The following is a 20,508-nucleotide window of genomic DNA, read 5'->3' as shown; positions in this document are numbered from 1 at the left end:
AAGGTCCCGGCGGTCTTGCCTTCGGCGATAATATGAAAAGCCGGTTTGTTATCAAACTGGATAGGGCTTTCCTCTACCCGAATATTAGCCTCGGCTGCTGTAAAAAAACCATACTTCATCTTATAGCTCAGCTTTTCGCCTGCTTTAAAAGTGACTTCATTTATTCTATTAAGTTCCTGGGCAAAAAGATTTTGAAGGCAGCAGCATGCCAGAATTAACAATAAGTATTTCCTCATTCGCTGCTTTTAAAAAAAAATGTCATTTAGTCTTTGCGTTTATAAATCGGCACGGTGGAGCATGGCTCGCCAAACATAATGCTTTTTGCAACCGGCGTTAGCTTCTTTGTCAGCTCAACATACGCTGATACAGGCACATCCGTGTCTCCGCACCCCTTAATAACGACACGCTGGTCGCGATATTGCTCAACGTCGAAACCGGACATTGCTTTTTCAAATAGTACTGTTTCCAACACAACAGCATCGCCAAAAACAACCTCACGGGCATAAGGCGCCATACGGTTTGCGATGAGCATATAGGCCCAGGCAGGCACAATCGCATCGGCAGTACAGGTAATCGCTACGTTCTTGCCTGTGTATTGTGTCCAGTCATGGTTTTTCACAAACTCCCTGAAGTCTTTTTCTTTCAGGATCAGTTCCATATACAGGTTATCTTTTATATCATACACCACCCTGTCGCCCTGCGGATAAAAAGAAGCGGGGTCAAGGGTTACTAAACCACTCTGTGCTACTTTATTCACTATGTTTTCCTGGATACCCATCGCTTTAAAAATAAAAAACCGGAATAGCTAAGCCATCCCGGTTACAAATTTACTTTAAAATATCTTACATGAACTTAGAGCGGTAATCTTTTACATTCGCCTTATCTTTCAGGGCCTCGAAGAGCTGGCCTTGAGAACGCTGCATCAGCGCCTGTGCAATTTGCTCTCTCTGCCTGATCGCGTTGGCAAGCGGTGCAGGATTAATGAAATTATCCAGTACCACTACATATACGCCATGCGCACCTTCTATCGGTTTCGATAATTTATTTGGCTGCGAACCGAATACAGTACCTACTACTTTATATTCCAATGATAAACCAGGGATCACAGGGTTAGCAAATACCACGTTCTGAACCGGAACTACTTTAGTACCTGCTTTTTGAGCAACCTGGTCAATAGATGAACCGCCGCTTAATTTTTCAATCAGTTGTTTTGCTTTTACGTGGATGCGCACCGCAGGCTCTATTTGTTTCTTAACGGCATCAAGCGACAATTTGCCTTTTGGCTTAATGGCAGTCAGGATAGGGATCACATACTGATCGCCGATTACATATACCTGGTCGCCGAAGTCACCATTGTTAGCTTTAAATGCCCATCTTACCAGTTCGCGGGTGTTGTCCAATCCTGGCAAAGCTGAAGTTAATGCATTTACATCAGGTGCTGTTTTCTTGGCAAGGCCTGCTTTTTTGGCCTCTGCATCAAAGTTATCTTTTGTCAGGGAGCTTAGGAATGACTGGGCTTTTGCATAAGCCGCCTGCTGTGTTTTTGCACTTGCAGTTACAGGTTTATCAACTACAGCTACTTTAACAACCGGTGATGAACCTTTTAAATCCTGTATCTCAACCAGGTGAACACCATATTGAGAGGTTACGATTTTCAATTCGCCTTTTCTTCCGCTGAAAACTGCATCCTCAAATGCAGGCACCATTGCACCGCGACCGAATGTGCCTAAGTCGCCGCCTTTTTCACCCGAAGATTTGTCAATTGAATACATTTTAGCCAGATCGGCAAATGACTTACCACCTTCGATCAATTTTTTCAAAGAGTCGGCTGTTGCAAGGGCCCTTTTCTCGCCAACTTTGCTTGCATCGATCAGGATATGACGTGCTTTTACCGAGTCAGGGCTCACACGTGAATCAACCAACTTGGCAATTTTGTAGCTGCCCTGAGAGAAATATGGACCATATACAAATCCTTTTGCGGCACCAAACATAACCGTATCCAGTTTAGGGTCGCCTAGCTGACCCTTGCGTTTGAAGGCAATCGGAGTTTTTGTTTCTGAGTTTACCTGAACAAAAAGAGAATCGTTTGTGCTCGCTTTAAATGAAGGCAGCAATTTCTCTACCTGGTCTTTTACAGCTGTAGAATCTTCTTTTGTAGGAGCAGCATTGAAGCTTACATAATCAAAGCTTCTTAGTTCCTGTTTATTATCAAATTCCGACAAATGCTCGTCGTAATAGTTTTTATAATCTTCGTCAGTAAGGGTTACTTTATTGTCAGGGATTGAGGCATAATCCAAAGTTGCGTATTTAAAGTTCGACAACTTGTTTTTCGCTTCGTAGTCATCCTTGGCATCCAGGTCATTTACAAAAAGACCGTTGTTTACCAGGCTCATGTATTTCTGACCTAATTTATTTTCGCGTAACTGCTGGATAAACTGCGCCCATTGTACACGTATCGGATCATCCTTTTTAGCTGCGTTAAGGTTGGCTTTGAAATTATTCAATTTGGCCTGATCAACTTTACCTGTAGCCGGGTCGCCAAAATACTGTACCACCTGCGGATCGGGATTATTTCCATTGATCATTGCGGCACCTTCGTCGCTGCTAACAACCAGACCTAATTTTTCGATCTCTTTATTCAGGATAATCTGGCTTACTTCCTGGTTCCACACGTTCTCCTGTATGTAAGAAGTAAACTGTGCGTTCAGATTTGCCTGACCAGATTGTTGTTTAAATTGTGCTTCGCTTTGTTCAACGCGTTTAGAATAGTCATCATACGCTATTTTCTCTCCGGCAACCTCGCCCAGCGTATTACGGTCACTGCCGAAAATAGAACTGCCTGATCGAACCGCCTCTTCACCTACGAACGCCAATAGTGAGAAACCGATGCCGAAAGCAACGATCTTGCCCATGCGCTCGCGCAAATAAGTCATTACACCCATATATTCTTATCTATATAATATTTCTAATTATTCAAAAGAGCGCGCAAGATACAACTTTTAGCAAAAAAATAAACACAAAAATTTAGCCTCACCTACCCTTTCCAAAGGAGAGGGTTAAAAATGGCAAATTAAATCTCAAACAAAATTAAAGTTCTCTCCTTTGGAGAGGATTTAGGTGAGGCTATTGACCAATATCCTGACTGTTAACATGAATAATGCCTTTGCCCTGTTCCATGGTCCAGTGGTTAAAGTTTTCGTCGCTTACAAAGCTGGTACCATCGGTGATACTGCCGTCAGCCAGTTTCACATGTACGGGCTGATTTGAGTGTATTTGCTTGCTATTTTGATCCCATATCAATTCGTCCGAACTGAATGTGTCCCCTTTGGCATTTGTACCCACTACATTTTTATGCAGCTCTATCACTTTTTCCTTTTCACGGTATACTCCCTGATTGGCAGTTATCGTACTCTTCGGCTGCAGATCATTATCGTAAAAAATGACTTTTACCCCTTTAGGCATCTCGGTGTAAGGATTCTTCACCTTGTAGTTGATCATTACAGGTGCCGTCATATGTGCTTTTACCTTAGCGGAGTCGCTGTAGATCACATCGACATCGGTATATTTCTCGATTGGTTTGTTTACTTCGGCAGCTGATATTTTTTGAATATCCTTCAGGTCATTCTCGCAACCCGTTAAAAGAGCAAGGCCGGCAATTACAATAACCGGCAAAAATAAGTTCACTATCTGTTTTGCCCTTATCATGGCAGGCTTATTCAAATTTAAACCGCTGGAACCATCTGTCGTTCAGCAAAAAGCCCAGGTGTAAATTGATATAGTTTTCTTTTACCAGGCCATTGGCCAATTGCCCGCGCTGACCAATTTCTGCAGAGAAGTTTATTTTATAAAATGCTGTTGATGCACGGTCATGTGGTAATGGGATACCCAAACCAAAAGTTACCGCATATCTTTTTAAATTTGCGCCGTTCACGTCCAATGCATTTTGCCCCAGATAGGTTTGTTCATAAATAAATCCTAAACGATAATCTATCAATGCAAAGAAATTATTCAGTGCGTTTACATTAGGGGTCCATTGCCCACCCACGTTAAACAATTTGCTGTCCTGCAAACCGGCATTTACCCCCGATATAGAAAGACTGGACCACTTTCCCATCGTATAATCGGCGCCTACCAAAAATTTCCCTTCGTTCGCAAACGAGATACCAAACCGGTTGATTTGCGGAAGCTGGATTTTGCCGCTTTCGTTTTGTTGATTAACCAAACTATCGGCCGCATTATTCTCATTTCCTGTAGCGTCGCGGGTGTATTGACTCACGATGTAATTGGTTGTTACATTAAGCTTGCTCCCGGCAGATCCCGAATATCCTAAAACCAGGTGTTTGGTTTCAGAGAAATCGATGGTATACTGCGCTCCGTAATCAAAATTCACTCCTTTAACATGATCATCTAATTCGCTGCGGGAGTTAAGCACGCCGTATAAACCTGGTATTTCGGTAGATTGGTCATTCTTTATACTTCCAAAAAGATAGGAGAAGTTTGCACCGATTGATAAATGTTTAAAAAGAGTAACACCATAACCCACGTATGCTTTTGATAAGCCACCTTCACCAGATGAAGTCACAGTAACAGCATTGGTATCGGCAGGCGAAGTCGGATTTGGATTAGGGCGATTATAAGTCTGTTTGTAGCTATACCCAACCTGGCTGTAAGGTAATAAACCAAAGCTTAATGCTGAGCTCTTGCTAACCGGGAATGCAAACAAAAGATGGCTCAGCCTGGCGCTGGTATTGCGTGCATCAGGATACCCAAGCTTGCTTAGCGTCAATATATCAGCGGCACCACCTATGTCGATTGTGGTTAAATTGATCTTTCCGTATGCTGCGGGGTTCAAAACGTTAATGCTATTATATCCCCCGATAACGTTGGTTGCGGTTGATATCCCCCCCATACCTATATTTTGCGGCAACAACTGGTCGCTGACATCGCCTATTCCATAGCGTGAATAAGGAGAACTTGTGGTTGCGGTTGACTGTGCGCTTGCATTCAATACAATAACAGCAAATAGAAATGTAAAAAGTAGCCTGGTAAATTTAATCATTGTTGTTTTGTATAGCTGCATTTAATCCTTCAAGAACCAGGTATGGCTCGTTTTTAATATAGGGGGCAAAGATGCTATTTTTCAATACAGTATCAAAAAAATAACTATCGCCTCCGGTTAGTATTATGTTCAGTTCCGGTTCTATTTTTCTGTAGCTTTCAATAAAGCCCGTCAATTCATATTTTAATCCGTTCTGCACCCCTGATTTTATAGCTGACATTGTATCGTCACCATAGTAACTTGCAAATTCAGCGTCCGTTTCAACCAGGGGCAGCTTACCGGTATAATAATTCAATGCTTTATAACGCATATTCAACCCCGGTGATATACTGCCGCCAAAATAATTCCCTTCAGTGTCTACCCAGTCGTAAGTAATGGTTGTTCCCGCATCGATCACAAGGCTTCCTTTACCCGGATACAATTTTTTAGCACCAATAACGGCTGCCAATCGGTCAGGACCAAGTGTTTGAGGGGTTTTATATTGGTTGTGTATGCCCGCCGTCATTCCCACATTGAAATACTGCACAGTAATCCTCTTCTCTAATGCGGCACTCCAGCTTTCGGCTTCTTTTCTTACCGATGAGATGATGGCTTTGTTTACCTGGTATTGATCAGTTATATTAAAAAGAGCATCGGCATCAAGGGATGAGTATCCTGTGGTATACAACAACTCATCCTGTGCGAAGACTGCAATTTTTATCAGGGTATTCCCAATATCAATAACCAGGTTGGCCATCAGGCTTTAACCAATGATAATATCGATTCAAAAATGGCAAGTCCGTCCTGGTTAGCTAATACTGTATCAGCTGCACGCTCAGGATGCGGCATTATACCAAATACATTACGACCAGCATTACATACGCCCGCAATATTTTCTAATGAACCATTAGGATTAGCTTCCGGAACGATATTACCCGACTCATCTGTATATCTGAATAATACCTGGTCATTATCGTTCAATGCCTTCAATACATCCGGCTCTGCAAAATAATTACCCTCGCCGTGTGCAATAGGTATTTTTAATGCACACTGCGGATCAATATTAGCTGTAAGCAATGAATTATTGGTTTGCGCCACCATATGAATATTGCTGCAATTGAACTTCCTGTTGGTATTGTGCAGCAATGCGCCTGGTAACATACCTGCCTCAGTTAATATCTGGAAACCATTGCAAACACCCCACACATAACCACCCTTAGCTGCAAACTGGATCACTTCCTGCATAATTGGAGAAAAGCGTGCGATAGCGCCTGAACGCAGGTAATCGCCAAATGAGAAACCACCCGGCAGCACGATAAAATCGCAACCCTGCAAATCGTGGTCTTTGTGCCACAGGCGTACAACCTGCTGACCCATAATTTTTTCTAATACGTAGATGATATCCTCATCACAATTAGAACCCGGAAATATAACAACTCCAAACTTCATGGTACAAAACTAATATAACCTGAGAAATTTGAACGAATGTAAAAGTTAAAAAGTGTTAAACTGAAAGTAAATAATGCTGGCAAGCAGCAAAATATACAGGCTTTCGTAGAACCAGCGGGTGCTGGCATACAAAAAATAATAGGCCACAAAGATGCATCCAGGCACGGCGCACATCAGGAAATGATCGACGTGAAAATCGGCACGGATATAAAAACAGAGAGCAACTATCAGGAAAACGAAGAACAGCAATTGAATAGATTTGCGAATATGCACATAGCTTTTATAAAAGTTCTGCTGCAGCCTTAATGCTGATAACACCAGTACAACTATAACCGGTATAAGCACCAGGTAGTTATAATAATTGATATCGAAATGAACCTGGAATTTGTTACCAAGCGGTTTCCATATTTCGAAAAAATTTGTCAGCTTATCATTCAGGTAATAAAATACAGCCAGGAAGAAGAAAATAGTAATAAACCCAATTACTCCGGCTATCCATTCGCGCCAGTCGAAAGGCCTGAAAATAGCCAAGCCGATCCAGATTATCAGAAAAGTATAAATAAATGGCAGGTAGATCATAGTGCCTACCGCTACAATCATCCCCAGGTCATAGCATATAGATTTTGCGGCTTCGCCTTTATAAAGGTTCAGTAGCTTATACAGCATCCATATCAGCAGGAAATTGCAAACCAATGGTGGACTGAGCATCAGGAATGGAACCAGCAAGCTCGACACCGTGATATACATGAACGCCGGTAAAAAGGTTGATTTTCCTAACAGGTTGTGCTCGTTCGCCAACAGGTTGATCAGTATAGCCTGGATAAATACCATTACACTTGCTGCAAACAGATTGATAACCGGCGGTATGGTAGTTTGATAAGACACAGGCAATAACAGCCTCGAAAACAACTCGCTAAATGGAAATCCTGTCTTTTCAGGAAGCTGAAAAGCAAACCCAACACGCATAAAAAACAGGAAAACTGCCAGCCAGACAATATTTACCGGACTAAAAGATCTGAACAGCCTGATCATGCATTTGGGGATTTCTCAGCAATAATAACAGAAAAACTCTTTACGTTTATTATCAGACCGATAAAAGATGTAATTTCGGACGCGGGCATATTTTGAGAATATTAAAACAGTATACTCAACCGAGTGTTAATCCAACAGTTCACTAATTAATTTAATCAAATATTTATACAATTTAACCTTTAGGTAAAGTATAGATAGTTTAAAATACCCCTAAGCTATAACCTATGAAAAGTCCGCTCAACATTTACGTGGTCATTGTTACCTACAATGGCATGAAATGGATCGATAAGTGCCTCCGTGATGTTCTTCAATCCGATATCAAGATCAATATAATAGTTGTCGATAATTGTTCAACTGATGAAACTGCGACCTTCATCAGAAGTAACTATCCCAACATCGACTTGATACAAACTAACGAAAACCTTGGTTTTGGCAGAGCAAATAACATCGGCATAAAAAAGGCGCTCAAAAACAATGCGGATTATGTTTTTTTACTAAACCAGGATGGATATGTTGAACAGGATACGATCAGCAAGTTGGTTTCGTTCCACATCGATCATCCGGAATATGGCGTACTAAGTCCTCAGCAGAAGAACGGCAGTGGCACGGGGCTGGATAAAAAATTTAAAGACATTGTACTGGGACAATGCGTCACAGACACCTACCTTGAATCGGGGAAGACGATTCATGATGTATCTTTTGTAATGGCGGCTTTCTGGCTGATTTCTTTAGATTGCCTGATGAAAGTGGGTGTATTTGATCCGATCTTTTTTCACTATGGCGAAGATGGCGACTATCTAAGCCGCGTCCGTTTTCACGGATTTAAAATCGGCGTAATGATGGATTCAATAGCTTATCATGACCGCCAGGAAAGAGTAGTACCCGAAATGCAGCAGTTAAAATCTTTTTATGCTTCGCAACTGGCATCGTTAACAAACATTAACCGCTCATTGGCATTTTGCGTTGCAAAAGTATCTTACTTCTTCCTGAAGTTCTCCTTAAATCAGATCAAGAGGTTAAAGTTCGACCTCCTAAAAGAAAATATGCGTTTATTCTTCAACCTTCTTTCCAAAACAGGAGAGGTACAAAAATCGAGAGACAACAATAAACGGGCAGAATCCTACGAATACCTGGACGCCTGATTAGTGTTTTGCATAACGCTTTATCATATTATCAATAATATGAGCAGTTTCATCAGGGAAGTTAACATCAACCGCTTTGCCATTTTGTATCCATTGGTTGAGTTGAGGAACAAAATCATCATCAATCGTATGAATAACAGGCACGCCTAATTTAGACGCAGACAAGGCGTTGCATCGCTGCTCATATTGCCCGCTCATCGGTATCATCATTACCTTTTTTTTCAGAAACATTGCTTCAGCTGGGCCTTCAAAGCCGCCGCCAGTGAGCAGTCCTTCACAACTGGCCATGCTTTTATTGAAGGCTTCATTGTTCACCGGCGATATCAGTACGTTCCCTTCCTGCTGTTGTGTTTTCTGGCGTTTGGAGAATACCTGCCATTGCACATCTTTTACCTGGCCCAGGTACTTTACCAGCGTCTTATCATCATAAGCAGGCAGATAAACGGTATAATGGCCAAGGTTCGTCGGTTCCAGTTTCCTGATATCGCTCCTGATTACCGGCGTATGAATAAAATCATCATATCTTTCAAAATGAAACCCGATATGATGCGTGGTTGGCGAATAATATTTGAAGAGCCATTCAGCATAGTTCCATTTATCTGGTCGAGGAGTGTTCTTTGAGACGAAAGAACACTGGTGACTTAGCGAAACCGATTCTAACTTCTGCACGCGGCATGCCCAGGCGCTTACTGGCTCAAAATCATTGATGATCAGATCATATTGTGCTAACGGCAGGTGATGCACATCATGCCACAATTGACGCAGGTTCATTAGTTTATAGGTGGCCCATTTATCAACTCCTCCCCTTGTGCCAAACACGAAGCTAAAACCATGTAAACGGTATTTTAACGGCTGAGATAAGGACACCTCAGCTTCGGTACCGCTCACGAGCAGATCAAGCTCGCCATATTGCTGTAATAAGGGAACAATTTCACGTGCGCGACTGATATGCCCGTTGCCGGTTCCCTGGATAGCGTAGAGGATTTTCATTCTGATAGTTGGAATGTTGGAAAGCTGAAATGTTACAAGGTTAAACTTGCACACCCTTAACTTCCGGGAGCAAATTAATAAAGAAAGGTTGAAATGAACTTTTCAACCTTACAACTTTTCAACTTTACAACAAACATTAATGAACTTCCTGCCTAAAGCGCTCTAATAAAACACGGACATCCAGCTTCGCGTCTAAGTCTTCTGAATCATGTTTATCGTCCTCGTCGTGGTCGCTTTTAAAGTCAGCGGGATCATATTTAAATATCTTCCACTCGCGATTGTTATATTCAAGTGCGGTTAAGCTTTCCACCCAATCACCTGAGTTTAGGTAGATTACTGAGCCCGGTTTATCTGAAGATTTGATCTCCCTGATCTCCGAGTGGTGAATATGGCCGCAGATAACATATTGATAGCCTTTTTCAACAGCCAGGTCGGCAGCAGTTTGTTCAAATTGATTGATGAACTTAACGGCATCCTTAAATTTGGCTTTCACTTTCTGCGAAAAGCTCATTTTCTCACGGCCAAGTTTGGTTAGCATCCAATTGGTAAAACTGTTGAGCAGGATCAATGAATCATACCCTACTGCACCCAGTTTGGCCAGCCATTTGGAATGCTGCATGGTTACGTCGAATACGTCGCCATGGAATATCCAGGCCTTTTTACCGTCAATAGTTAAAACGACTTTATTTTTCAGGGCTAATGATCCCAGGTTAAAATCGGCAAATTTGCGCAGCATTTCATCATGATTGCCAGTGAGATAGTATACGGGCACCCCGTCAGTCACAAATTTTAAAATCCGGCGGATCACCTTCATATGCGCCTCTGGCCAATACGATTTGGTGAACTGCCAGATATCAATAATATCCCCGTTCAGGATCAGCATTTTGGGCTTTATACTCTTTAAATACTTCAGGAGTTCTTTAGCGTGGCAGCCATAAGTGCCCAAATGCACATCGGATATAACTACTATATCTACTTCGCGTTTTGCCATTAAAATTGAGGGGATAATTTGCCGTCCGGTCGTTTTCGCCGGTGAATGATTGATTGGATTTTGTGACGATTATTCGTCGTCATCATCTTCATTAACTCTTAACTCGTAGGGGCTTACGTAGAACATACCTACCAATAAAAGCAACCCTACAACAATCAGATATGCATACTCGAAATTCATACTGGTGTTATTTAACAAATGTCAGCAATTCAAATTATCTGAACGTTAAGACTCTGTTAAATAAAAAAGGTTTCATTGAGATTGCAACTTTTTTTCCACACGATCAAGTTGCTTTAAATGATGTTCGGAGTGGATCAGGATAAATTTCAACCATTGTTTGGCATTCAGCATACCCATACGTGGATGCCTGATGCGTTTATTTTTGGAAGCATCGCGGATAAGCGGCATAATGGTTTCCAGGCGCTTGCGACATTTGATAATTAGGTTTCTTGCTTCCTCCTTAGTAATGTTTCGTACCGAGTTCCTTTCAGCAAGTTCTTTCGGCGTTTTCACTCTGAACGGCGGAAATCTGTTAAATGATAGCACCATTAGTCCTATAAATGTCCGCCCCTTCCTGTTAGGGACACAACTATTCATCGTGCATTTTTCAACAGCAATGGTAGGGCTGAGATTGGCCTGCAAAATATGGCAATAAACCTCCGAGTACGACCAGCCCCCACCGGGAGGCCTCACCATAAAAAGATCGTCGGGAATGGTATCCAGCCTGCTGCGGTAGATATCCAATACTTCTTCTATCTTTTTACGGGTTTCTCCGATATTCATATAAAAGCTTACAGCAATAAAGTTAGTTCTTTCAGATGATTAATCTGCACCGGCACATCTTCCGGTTTGTCCAACCCGGCAGGATTAAAATAGATGGCGTCCATCCCAAAATTCAGCGCACCATACACATCAGCCTCAAGGCTATCACCGATCATCAGGCTCTCTTCTTTTGTTGTTTGCGCAAGATTGATGGCATGCTCAAAAATCACCTTATCGGGTTTATTCGCGCCTACTATTTCCGATATGACCACATATTGAAAATATCCCCCTAAATTGGTATTGCTGATCTTTATCCCTTGCGATTCGTTGAAACCGTTCGAGATCAGATGCAAAGTATACTTCGCCTGCAAATATTGCAGCGTTTCATGTGCATCAGGGAAAAGATTGGTTTTGGTTGGACAAGTCTTCACGTAATCATCCTCGAAACCTACAGGAATCACATCCGGGTGCATACCTAAATCCAAAAATGTTTTCTTGAAACGTGCCTCACGCAGTTGATCCTTAGTGATTTTACCTGTATGATATTCGGCCCAAAGTTGGTGGTTATTGCGGGTATAAGTTTCGATGAAAAGATCAGCTGAATGCAGGCCTAATTCCTTTAATCCGTAAATGCCATATAACTCGTGCAAGGTTTCCTCGGCATTCTTATCAAAATCCCAGATGGTATGATCAAGGTCAAAGAAGATGTGTTTGTACTTATTCATTGTGGAATGCAAAAGTACTATTGCTGAGTTACATTAAACTCATGGAAGAGTTTTATATTGTTTTTTAAAGGAGAATAAAGGCACCGCAATTGATTTATGGCTACCGTCGTTATAAAGAATAAGAAATAAAACATGATCGTATTCAAAAAAGTCTTTTAATACATCTACTTGCTTATTATCCTCTTTGTCATTCCAATAGCCATTAATTATCCTCGCCGTGCAATCTTTGTCATCACATCTTTCAAAATTTAATCTCAGGGAGGTGCCTTTTACAAGTTCCAACTTAGGCTCACCTGATGCTGATTTAACACTATTTGCAAAAGCCATAAAGATGCCATTGGATTGATTGAGACCGCTGGGAACAATTACCGAAATAAATGCAGGTCTGTCTTTTAGTTTGTCTTTTGCAACAGTAAGTGAGAGATATTCGGTCTTGCCATCATGATCATAAGGAATATCCAAAAACATCATTGCCCCTTTTGCTTCTTTTTGAATATCCCAGGTGAATGATTTAACAGCGGAATCGGCCAGCGCCTTTATATCTGTTTGCTGCGCGTAAGTTATTTTTATAGAGCAGGATATGATAAGAATGCAAAGAAGTATTTTTTTCATACTGTAAGGTTTAGAATTTAAGTGACGGCTCTAAATTAATGGAATTAGATGTATTCTCAGCCAACTTTTTCACCAAAGGACAAATCCCCTGCATCACCAAGCCCCGGAACGATATAGGCCTTTGAGGTCATTTCCTCGTCAATAGCGCCTAGCCATAAATGTGCTTTTGGTAGATTGGCACGTACATGCTCCACGCCTTCGGTGCTAGCTATTACTGCGGCTATGTGCAGTTCTTTAATATTATATTGAGCGATGAGTTCCTTACATACCATTACGATACTTTGTCCGGTGGCCAGCATGGTGTCGCAGATGATCACTGTTTTGTCCTCCAGATCGGGTGCTGAGATATGATCGATATTAATAACAAAAGCCCCAGTCTTTTTCACCTTCCGGTAAGCGGTGATAAATGCTGAAGCAGATTTATCAAAAAAGTTCATAAATCCCTGGTGAAAGGGTAGGCCAGCTCTAAGAATAGTGCCTAGTACCGGATAATTTTCCGGCACCTCAACTGTTGCTATTCCCAACGGCGTTTGCACTTCAACCTGAACATATTTCAGCTTTTTGCTGATCTCATAGGCCAGTATTTCGCCCATCCGTTCCTGGTTTTTTCGGAAACGCAGACGGTCCTGCTGGGTGACAGCATCCCGCATTTCGGCTAAGAACTGGTTGCCTATGGTGTTGGTTTTGTTGAGTACAAAGAGCATGGGGTTAGTGATTAGAGATTGGTGATCAGCGATTAGTTGGCCTGACAATAATAACTAAATGCTTCTTTAAATTTATTAATCTTTATCTGCTTCTAATACTACAATAAATAAATGCATTGCATGTTTTAATTCATTTAAGTTTTTACCCTTTCCAGCCTCCCCTGAATTCAGGTGAGGGGCTTTTACTGGCTTCATTTATTGGTCCTCTCCCTAAACTTAGCTATCGTGTAATCACAATTTAAAAAGCAGAAATGCAATGGCCCATAGGGCCTACCGCTTTGTAGTAAAGAATAATGAATGTAATTTGTGCCGCATAGCGGCTACCCTCCATCAGACCGGTAAACGCATTGCATTGTTCTACACCGAGAATGCGGTAAAGGGTAACCCCTAACGGGGCAAAAAACTATTTTCTTGAATTGGCTACAAAGCGGTAGACCCTATGGGTCAAAGAAACAATCTTGCCAAAAATACGGCTACACGGTAGCTACACTTAGGGAGAGATGTCCATCCGCTAGCTAGCGGAGCCGACAGCGTCGGTGAAACTTTAGGCAGTTAAATAACTTGCAAAATACTGCTGACATAAGGCTGTCATTGGCGCATAATAGTTTTGAGTAAACATTCAGAAACTATGAAAACGCTTAAAAGATTTTTAACCGATGATTTGCTTGCCGTGCGACTGCCGATGTTTTACACGCAAACCATACACACTATTATTCGTATTTTTGTAATAATCTATGGATTTTAAATTAACCTCTCAATACCAGCCCACCGGCGATCAGCCCGAAGCCATCAGGCAACTGGTGGAAGGTGTACAAAATGGCGAAACTTACCAAACCCTGCTTGGTGTTACAGGGTCGGGCAAAACGTTTACGGTTGCCAATGTGATTGAGCAAACGCAAAGACCGACGCTTATCCTGAGCCATAATAAAACATTGGCGGCCCAGCTTTATGGCGAATTCAAACAGTTCTTCCCGGAAAATGCGGTGAATTACTTTGTGTCTTACTACGATTATTACCAGCCGGAAGCATTTATTCCGACCACTAATACTTATATAGAAAAAGATCTGCAGATAAATGATGAGATAGAAAAGCTGCGCTTGCGCACCACCTCGGCTTTGATGTCGGGCCGCAGGGATGTCATCGTTGTATCATCCATTTCCTGCATCTACGGTATGGGTAACCCGGATGACTTTAAAGATTCGGTTTTCAAATTCGCCGTCGGCACCCGCATTAGTCGCAATGCATTCCTGCACCGTTTAGTGGAAATATTATACGCCCGTACAACTGCCGATTTTAAACGCGGAACTTTCCGTGTAAAAGGTGATGTGGTTGATATTTACCCTGCCTACCTGGATTATGCTTACCGTATTTCCTTTTTTGGTGATGATATCGAAGAATTAAGTTCTTTCGATCCCTCAACAGGGAAAACGATGGAGAAAATGACGCACATGGTACTTTTCCCTGCCAATTTGTATGTGGCGCCGCGCGAGCGTTTCACCCAATCCATCTGGGCCATTCAGGAAGAACTGGAAATGCGTAAGCAGCAGTTTATCGACGAGAAACGTTTCCTTGAAGCAAAGCGACTGGAGGAGCGGGTGAATTACGACTTGGAAATGATCCGCGAGTTGGGCTATTGCTCGGGTATCGAGAACTACTCACGCTTTTTTGATGGCCGTAAACCGGGCGCAAGACCATTCTGTTTGCTGGATTACTTCCCGGATGATTACTTGATGGTGATTGACGAAAGTCACGTAACTGTACCCCAGATCAGGGCTATGTATGGCGGCGACCGTTCACGGAAAATATCACTGGTTGAATATGGTTTCCGTTTACCGGCAGCATTAGATAACCGCCCACTTAACTTCCAGGAATTTGAAAGATTAGCACCTCAGACCCTTTACGTGAGCGCCACTCCAGGCGATTTTGAACTAGAAAAATCTGGCGGTGTTGTGGTTGAACAGGTAATTCGTCCAACAGGCTTACTTGACCCGGTGATTGATGTGCGACCTGTAATTAACCAGGTAGATGATTTACTCGAAGAAGTGGACAAAACCGTAAAAATGGGCGACCGCGTTTTGGTAACAACCCTCACCAAGCGTATGGCCGAGGAATTGGCCAAATACATGGATCGCCTGGGTATCAAATGCCGTTACATCCATAGCGAAGTAAAAACCTTGCAGCGTGTAGAAATATTAAGAGGATTACGTCTGGGCGAATTTGATGTTCTGATCGGTATTAACCTGCTGCGTGAAGGTCTGGATTTACCCGAAGTATCTTTAGTAGCGATTTTGGACGCCGATAAAGAAGGGTTCCTGCGTTCAGAACGTTCCCTGATACAAACCATCGGTCGTGCTGCGCGTAACGACCGCGGGCGGGTAATTATGTATGCCGATACCATTACGGATTCGATGCAAATCACTATTGAAGAAACTAACCGCCGCCGCGAAAAGCAGATCAATTATAATACTGAACACGGCATCGTCCCTAAAACCGTTGGCAAATCAAGAGAGGCGATCATTGAACAAACATCAGTTGTTGACTTTGTTGGCGGGGTACAAAAAGCATATATTGAAGCAGACAGCGTTTCCTTAGCTGCCGATCCGATAGTTCAATACATGACCAAGCCCGATCTGAAAAAAGCCATCGAGAATACCAAAAAAGAAATGGTGGCTGCAGCAAAAGATATGGACTTCCTTCTCGCAGCCAAACTCCGTGACGAAATGTTTGCATTGGAAAAGATGATGGAAGAGCGGTTTTGATGTGCAAATGCGTAGATGTGCAGATGTGCAAATGGTTAAAAATAAAGATAAATCATTTGCACATTTGTATATCTACACCTTCACACAATTGTCAAAAACATCTGCACATCAGCACATTTGCATATCCGCACATCATACACAAACATTTTAGCCGTTATTAGCTTATATTTGTAATCCAAAATTGTAATTCAATGTATTTCATTCGCTTCCTGCTAATAGCTATACTTGTTCTATATATCATACGCAGCCTTGTTCGTATCTTGTTACCTATGCTTTTTCAGAGCGTGGTAAATAAAGCGCAGCAGCAGGGTCAGCAGCAACAACAATACCGTCGTCAGCAAAACCAGCCTGATGGAAAAGTGAAAGTGGATTATATCCCGCAAAACAAACAACAGGTGCCCGATTCGGAAGGCGACTTTGTAGATTTTGAAGAAATAAAATGAAAGACCCCAACGAGCTTCCCACCGTATTTAAACGCAGGCACTTTGGTACACCTGCGTCGTTTACTATCATAACTACCAATTATGTGGTTGTAGCGGGTGGTTTAGCTATTTTTACTTCCTCTACTCATCATATTCATTGGTTCTTTTGGGTGATCCTGGGTTTGCTGGCTGTTTATAATGCCTACAGTATATACCGCAATTGGGAAGACTATGATAAAGTTTCCCTCATAGCCTACATCATTGGTATTGCGGGACTGCCGCTATTATTCCTGATGTTCTAATATCCCAGTTTAATTTAGCAATTGCTAAACAACGTCTTAGCAGAAACCTTCTTTCTGACTTTCCGACTTACACGGACTTCCCGGCTAATTAATTATAATTCCTTTTCTCAGTCAAATTTCTATTTTTGGGGATTATATTATCACATTCAAAAAAATAAATGAATAACTGGTTCAAGAAAAATGGCGTCCATTTTGTCATCACAGCGATATTTTTAGCAGCATGCTTCTTCTTCTTTACGCCGGCTTTCCAGGGAAAAACCCTCGGGCAGGGAGACGTGATGCGGGCCCAATCTACCCAAAAAGAAATCAACGATTATAAAAAGAGGGATACCACAATCCTCTGGACCAACCAGATTTTAGGTGGTATGCCCGCATACCAGATTTGGGCACCGTGGCCAAATAATATTGCCAACCAGGCCATTAATGTCCTCGATCATGTATTTCCTTCGCCTATTTATATCGTATTTTTACTTCTTTTTGGTGGATATTTCTTGTTCTCTGTATTAAAACTGAACCCGTGGCTCGCGGCAGCCGGGGCATTGGCGTTTACCTTTTCATCGTATAATATCATTTATATAGCGGCAGGGCACGTCAACCAGGAACTCGCGATTGCTCTTTTTGCGCCGATTGTAGCTTCTATTATACTTGTAATGAATGGCCGGTTCATATTAGGGTCATCTCTATTGGCACTTTTTCTTTCATTAGAGATTAAGGCCAACCACATACAAATGACCTATTATTTACTGCTCGCCCTGCTGATCCTGCTTATAATAGAGTTAGTTAATGCCATCAGAAACAAGACTCTGCCGTTCTTCGGAAAAGCATTAACTTATATTGCTTGTGCTACCTTACTTGCAGTTGCCGTTAACGCATCCACTTTATGGAGTACTGCCGAATATGCAGGTGACTCGATTCGTGGAAAATCAAATCTGACCAAAAACACGACTGAAGCCAAGTCTGGCGTAGCTCGTGACTATGCCTATGAGTTTAGTGAAGGAGTAGGTGAGACATTGACATTTCTAATACCAAATGCTTACGGCGGCGCTACCAATGGACAGGCAAGCGATGATTCCAAAGTCGCAAAACTCTTGATTGAAAAAGGTGCAGACGCTTCTCAGGCACAAAACATCGCACAAAGTTTACCGCTTTATTGGGGCGATAAAAGGTTCACAGAAGGCCCCTGGTATTTTGGTGCGATAGTAGTATTCCTGTTTATCTTTGGACTATTTATTATCAAAAACCGCATTAAATGGTGGTTGCTGGCAACAGTTATATTAACCATGCTGCTTTCGTTTGGCGGTAATTTTCCGTTAATTTCAGACTTGTTCTTTAACTATTTCCCATTGTACAACAAGTTCAGGGCGGTTGAATCCATACTGGCTGTCGCATCATTGTGCTTCCCCATCATGGCATTCCTCGCTATCAAAGAAGCTATAGATAACCCGGATAAAAAAGCTCTCTTTTCAAAGGCTAAAATTGCATTATATATCACAGGTGGTCTAACGCTGATCATCGCCATTGTGCCTGACCTGCTGCTTTCTTTCAAATCAGCTAATCATCAGCAATTGATTGACAGCCTTACTCAGATGGCCCGGGGCGACAGCGGTTTGGGCAATGCTTTAGCAAGCGCTTTGGTACAGGACCGTATATCAGCAGCCCGCGCAGATGCGGTGAGAACTCTGATATTCCTTGCAATAGGCTTTGGTATTCTTTGGGCATATTTCAAGGGAAAGATCAATGTGCTGGTGCTATCGATTTTATTACTTGCGGTAACCCTGGTTGATTTGTGGACTGTAGATAAACGCTACTTAAAAGACGAATACTATACCGAAAGACAAGAAAACCCTACCCCGCAACCACGTGAGGTAGATACTTTTATTGCAAAAGACACTGACCCTGATTTTAAAGTACTCGATCTTTCACAAAATATAATGGAAGATGCAATTACTCCATTCTTTAATAAATCGATTGGTGGTTATTCAGCGGCCAGGATGAAACGATATAATGAGCTGATCGAGTCGCAATTCTCAAAAAGCGTTAACCATAGTGTGTTGGACATGCTGAATACCAAGTACATTATTATTGCTGATCCTAAGACCAACAATCTGAGTATGACACGCAATGAAACCGCATGCGGACATGCATGGTTTGTGAAAAGCGTTAAATATGCCAAAGACGCCGATCAGGAAATGCAAACGATCAGCGCATTTTCACCAAAGGATGAAGCGATTGTAGATCAACGCTATAAGAGCATTATCGACGAGAAAGCGATGGGTTATGATCCGAATGGAACTATCAAACTTGTAAAATACTCACCAGATGATATGGTTTATCAAAGTGGAACTACCGCTCCTTCAGTTGCTGTGTTCTCTGAAATCTATTATGATAAAGGCTGGAAAATGTACATTGATGGCAAAGAATCACCATATTTCCGTGCTGATTATGTACTGCGCGCCGCACAAATTCCGGTAGGTAATCATAAGATTGAATTTATATTTCACCCAGCTTCTTATTACACTGGCGAGAAAATATCACTGGCAGGCTCTATCCTTTTAGTGCTCGCACTGGGCGGAGCGATCTACACTGGTATAAAAAGAAAACCAGAGGATGAGAAAAAAGCTGCGTAAGTTTTGAATTGAAAATATGCTATAGCGATGGGTTTGAAACCTATCGCTATTTTTTTGACAATACTTTTGTCATTGCGAGAAGCCACTTGGTTGAGTGTAGTGGGGCGACGAAGCAATCGCATACTATACAGGGCGAAGATGCACAGTTCGCGATTGCCACACTTCGTTCGCAATGACAATTTGGTGAGTCAATCATTAGTCCTTTTATGCTTCAACCAATACCCTCCTAGCCTAAAAGCAATTACCAGATGGTAGAATACTGTTAACAATGGGCCGTAATAATGCGACATGATAGCAAAACGTTCAACAAGGCTTTCGCGGTGGCGTTTTTTTGACATGCCCCCTACCAGGTATTTAGCTACATAGCCATCTACTTTAATGATCTTTTTGGCTTTCTTGGCTGCGCGGATGATCCAATCGATATCGGCGCTTAAATGATAACGCATACTGTAGCGCTCGGTCAGTGAGCGTTTGATATAAATCGCCTGATGGCTCACGCTCATTCCATACTTAAAACTCCGCCAGGTAAATTTCTCAGGCGCCTTATGCCGACGCTGGCCTAAGCTTTCACCCTCGTCATTGATCATTTCTGTCTCACCATAATAGATATCGGCATCCTCGGCAGTTGCAAAAACTTTGGCTACGGTATCCTTTGCGTAGATCTCATCACCTGAATTCATGAACAACACATAATCACCGGTGGCCATGTTCAGGCCTTTGTTCATGGCATCGTAAATGCCATTGTCCTTTTCACTGACCAGCTTAATGCGGTCGCGATATTTACGTATAATATCTAATGTGCCATCGTTCGAGGCGCCGTCGATAATGATATATTCAATGTTAGTATAAGTCTGCTCCAACACCGAAAGCATTGTCCGCTCAATATCCCTGACATTATTAAATACAACGGTAATGACACTTAATTTCGGTTGAAACATAAAATATTTCTTATT

Annotated in this window: 20 protein-coding genes and 1 pseudogene; 6 read left to right on the top strand and 15 right to left on the bottom strand. The window is 42.1% G+C overall.

Annotation, left to right across the window (positions count from 1 at the left end; genetic code table 11):
• The 8 genes and pseudogenes from VIM89_RS23980 to VIM89_RS23945 form a co-directional block, all read right to left on the bottom strand.
• Positions 1-236, bottom strand: a pseudogene (locus tag VIM89_RS23980) (DUF3108 domain-containing protein); the annotation flags it as partial.
• Between the two features lie 26 nt (positions 237-262).
• Positions 263-778, bottom strand: coding sequence for a DUF2480 family protein (locus VIM89_RS23975; protein WP_488158728.1), 516 nt, complete (start codon positions 776-778; stop codon positions 263-265).
• A 64-nt stretch (positions 779-842) separates the two neighbouring features.
• The gene (locus tag VIM89_RS23970) at positions 843-2,942 is read right to left on the bottom strand and encodes a peptidylprolyl isomerase (RefSeq protein WP_488158727.1); all 2,100 of its coding nucleotides are present in this window, start codon (positions 2,940-2,942) and stop codon (positions 843-845) included.
• Between the two features lie 181 nt (positions 2,943-3,123).
• A complete protein-coding gene (gene lptC / locus VIM89_RS23965) occupies positions 3,124-3,705 on the bottom strand; it encodes an LPS export ABC transporter periplasmic protein LptC (protein WP_488158726.1) in 582 nt (193 codons plus the stop codon).
• 7 nt (positions 3,706-3,712) lie between these two features.
• Positions 3,713-5,059 carry a BamG family beta-barrel-assembly machinery protein gene (gene bamG, locus VIM89_RS23960; RefSeq protein ID WP_488158725.1) on the bottom strand — a complete coding sequence of 449 codons (1,347 nt, stop codon included), beginning with the start codon at positions 5,057-5,059 and terminating at the stop codon, positions 3,713-3,715.
• Entirely contained in the window at positions 5,052-5,795 is a 744-nt protein-coding gene (locus tag VIM89_RS23955; RefSeq protein WP_488158724.1) for a type III pantothenate kinase, read from the bottom strand. Before VIM89_RS23955 ends, bamG begins: the two co-directional genes overlap by 8 nt.
• Entirely contained in the window at positions 5,795-6,487 is a 693-nt protein-coding gene (purQ, locus tag VIM89_RS23950; protein ID WP_488158723.1) for a phosphoribosylformylglycinamidine synthase subunit PurQ, read from the bottom strand. The genes VIM89_RS23955 and purQ overlap by 1 nt, the downstream gene beginning before the upstream one ends.
• Before the next feature lie 45 nt (positions 6,488-6,532).
• Positions 6,533-7,519, bottom strand: coding sequence for a DUF6427 family protein (locus VIM89_RS23945; RefSeq protein ID WP_488158722.1), 987 nt, complete (start codon positions 7,517-7,519; stop codon positions 6,533-6,535).
• Between the two features lie 224 nt (positions 7,520-7,743).
• Between VIM89_RS23945 and VIM89_RS23940 the strand changes: the two genes are divergently transcribed.
• On the top strand, positions 7,744-8,661 hold the full coding sequence (locus VIM89_RS23940; protein WP_488158721.1) for a glycosyltransferase family 2 protein: 918 nt from the start codon (positions 7,744-7,746) through the stop codon (positions 8,659-8,661).
• Here the strand turns inward: VIM89_RS23940 and VIM89_RS23935 are convergent, their stop codons facing one another.
• The 6 genes from VIM89_RS23935 to upp all read right to left on the bottom strand — a co-directional run bounded on the left by VIM89_RS23935 (position 8,662) and on the right by upp (position 13,445).
• A complete protein-coding gene (locus VIM89_RS23935; protein WP_488158720.1) occupies positions 8,662-9,651 on the bottom strand; it encodes a glycosyltransferase family protein in 990 nt (329 codons plus the stop codon).
• A 136-nt stretch (positions 9,652-9,787) separates the two neighbouring features.
• The gene (locus VIM89_RS23930) at positions 9,788-10,642 is read right to left on the bottom strand and encodes a UDP-2,3-diacylglucosamine diphosphatase (protein ID WP_488158719.1); all 855 of its coding nucleotides are present in this window, start codon (positions 10,640-10,642) and stop codon (positions 9,788-9,790) included.
• A gap of 252 nt (positions 10,643-10,894) precedes the next feature.
• Positions 10,895-11,425: a DinB family protein gene (locus VIM89_RS23925; RefSeq protein ID WP_488158718.1), complete on the bottom strand. Its 531-nt coding sequence runs from the start codon at positions 11,423-11,425 to the stop codon at positions 10,895-10,897.
• An 8-nt stretch (positions 11,426-11,433) separates the two neighbouring features.
• The gene (locus VIM89_RS23920) at positions 11,434-12,129 is read right to left on the bottom strand and encodes a YjjG family noncanonical pyrimidine nucleotidase (RefSeq protein ID WP_488158717.1); all 696 of its coding nucleotides are present in this window, start codon (positions 12,127-12,129) and stop codon (positions 11,434-11,436) included.
• A gap of 39 nt (positions 12,130-12,168) precedes the next feature.
• On the bottom strand, positions 12,169-12,741 hold the full coding sequence (locus tag VIM89_RS23915) for a hypothetical protein (RefSeq protein ID WP_488158716.1): 573 nt from the start codon (positions 12,739-12,741) through the stop codon (positions 12,169-12,171).
• Between the two features lie 56 nt (positions 12,742-12,797).
• Complete coding sequence (upp, locus tag VIM89_RS23910; protein ID WP_488158715.1) at positions 12,798-13,445, bottom strand: uracil phosphoribosyltransferase; 648 nt, start codon at positions 13,443-13,445, stop codon at positions 12,798-12,800.
• A 256-nt stretch (positions 13,446-13,701) separates the two neighbouring features.
• Here upp and VIM89_RS23905 point away from each other — a divergent pair, with 256 nt between their 5' ends.
• The 5 genes from VIM89_RS23905 to VIM89_RS23885 all read left to right on the top strand — a co-directional run bounded on the left by VIM89_RS23905 (position 13,702) and on the right by VIM89_RS23885 (position 19,555).
• The gene (locus tag VIM89_RS23905; RefSeq protein WP_488158714.1) at positions 13,702-13,836 is read left to right on the top strand and encodes a hypothetical protein; all 135 of its coding nucleotides are present in this window, start codon (positions 13,702-13,704) and stop codon (positions 13,834-13,836) included.
• 343 nt (positions 13,837-14,179) lie between these two features.
• Positions 14,180-16,204, top strand: a complete 2,025-nt coding sequence (gene uvrB / locus VIM89_RS23900; RefSeq protein WP_488158713.1) for an excinuclease ABC subunit UvrB — start codon at positions 14,180-14,182, stop codon at positions 16,202-16,204.
• Between the two features lie 191 nt (positions 16,205-16,395).
• Entirely contained in the window at positions 16,396-16,647 is a 252-nt protein-coding gene (locus VIM89_RS23895; RefSeq protein WP_488158712.1) for a DUF4834 family protein, read from the top strand.
• The gene (locus tag VIM89_RS23890) at positions 16,644-16,928 is read left to right on the top strand and encodes a hypothetical protein (RefSeq protein ID WP_488158711.1); all 285 of its coding nucleotides are present in this window, start codon (positions 16,644-16,646) and stop codon (positions 16,926-16,928) included. The genes VIM89_RS23895 and VIM89_RS23890 overlap by 4 nt, the downstream gene beginning before the upstream one ends.
• A 158-nt stretch (positions 16,929-17,086) precedes the next feature.
• On the top strand, positions 17,087-19,555 hold the full coding sequence (locus VIM89_RS23885) for a YfhO family protein (protein ID WP_488158710.1): 2,469 nt from the start codon (positions 17,087-17,089) through the stop codon (positions 19,553-19,555).
• A 188-nt stretch (positions 19,556-19,743) separates the two neighbouring features.
• On the opposite strand, the gene VIM89_RS23880 is transcribed toward VIM89_RS23885, so the two are convergent.
• Complete coding sequence (locus VIM89_RS23880; protein WP_488158709.1) at positions 19,744-20,493, bottom strand: glycosyltransferase family 2 protein; 750 nt, start codon at positions 20,491-20,493, stop codon at positions 19,744-19,746.
• Between the last annotated feature and the right edge of the window lie 15 nt (positions 20,494-20,508).

The organism is Mucilaginibacter sp., assembly GCF_036568825.1.
Classification (GTDB): domain Bacteria; phylum Bacteroidota; class Bacteroidia; order Sphingobacteriales; family Sphingobacteriaceae; genus Mucilaginibacter.
This window is presented reverse-complemented; position numbering and strand designations above follow the sequence as displayed.

Bases quoted from the DNA above. Each gene is read 5' to 3' on its own strand.
- VIM89_RS23975 (WP_488158728.1), bottom strand. From the start codon at position 778: ATGGGTATCCAGGAAAACATAGTGAATAAAGTAGCACAGAGTGGTTTA.
- VIM89_RS23970 (WP_488158727.1), bottom strand. From the start codon at position 2,942: ATGGGTGTAATGACTTATTTGCGCGAGCGCATGGGCAAGATCGTTGCT.
- lptC (WP_488158726.1), bottom strand. From the start codon at position 3,705: ATGATAAGGGCAAAACAGATAGTGAACTTATTTTTGCCGGTTATTGTA.
- bamG (WP_488158725.1), bottom strand. From the start codon at position 5,059: ATGATTAAATTTACCAGGCTACTTTTTACATTTCTATTTGCTGTTATT.
- VIM89_RS23955 (WP_488158724.1), bottom strand. From the start codon at position 5,795: ATGGCCAACCTGGTTATTGATATTGGGAATACCCTGATAAAAATTGCA.
- purQ (WP_488158723.1), bottom strand. From the start codon at position 6,487: ATGAAGTTTGGAGTTGTTATATTTCCGGGTTCTAATTGTGATGAGGAT.
- VIM89_RS23945 (WP_488158722.1), bottom strand. From the start codon at position 7,519: ATGATCAGGCTGTTCAGATCTTTTAGTCCGGTAAATATTGTCTGGCTG.
- VIM89_RS23940 (WP_488158721.1), top strand. From the start codon at position 7,744: ATGAAAAGTCCGCTCAACATTTACGTGGTCATTGTTACCTACAATGGC.
- VIM89_RS23935 (WP_488158720.1), bottom strand. From the start codon at position 9,651: ATGAAAATCCTCTACGCTATCCAGGGAACCGGCAACGGGCATATCAGT.
- VIM89_RS23930 (WP_488158719.1), bottom strand. From the start codon at position 10,642: ATGGCAAAACGCGAAGTAGATATAGTAGTTATATCCGATGTGCATTTG.
- VIM89_RS23925 (WP_488158718.1), bottom strand. From the start codon at position 11,425: ATGAATATCGGAGAAACCCGTAAAAAGATAGAAGAAGTATTGGATATC.
- VIM89_RS23920 (WP_488158717.1), bottom strand. From the start codon at position 12,129: ATGAATAAGTACAAACACATCTTCTTTGACCTTGATCATACCATCTGG.
- VIM89_RS23915 (WP_488158716.1), bottom strand. From the start codon at position 12,741: ATGAAAAAAATACTTCTTTGCATTCTTATCATATCCTGCTCTATAAAA.
- upp (WP_488158715.1), bottom strand. From the start codon at position 13,445: ATGCTCTTTGTACTCAACAAAACCAACACCATAGGCAACCAGTTCTTA.
- VIM89_RS23905 (WP_488158714.1), top strand. From the start codon at position 13,702: ATGGCCCATAGGGCCTACCGCTTTGTAGTAAAGAATAATGAATGTAAT.
- uvrB (WP_488158713.1), top strand. From the start codon at position 14,180: ATGGATTTTAAATTAACCTCTCAATACCAGCCCACCGGCGATCAGCCC.
- VIM89_RS23895 (WP_488158712.1), top strand. From the start codon at position 16,396: ATGTATTTCATTCGCTTCCTGCTAATAGCTATACTTGTTCTATATATC.
- VIM89_RS23890 (WP_488158711.1), top strand. From the start codon at position 16,644: ATGAAAGACCCCAACGAGCTTCCCACCGTATTTAAACGCAGGCACTTT.
- VIM89_RS23885 (WP_488158710.1), top strand. From the start codon at position 17,087: ATGAATAACTGGTTCAAGAAAAATGGCGTCCATTTTGTCATCACAGCG.
- VIM89_RS23880 (WP_488158709.1), bottom strand. From the start codon at position 20,493: ATGTTTCAACCGAAATTAAGTGTCATTACCGTTGTATTTAATAATGTC.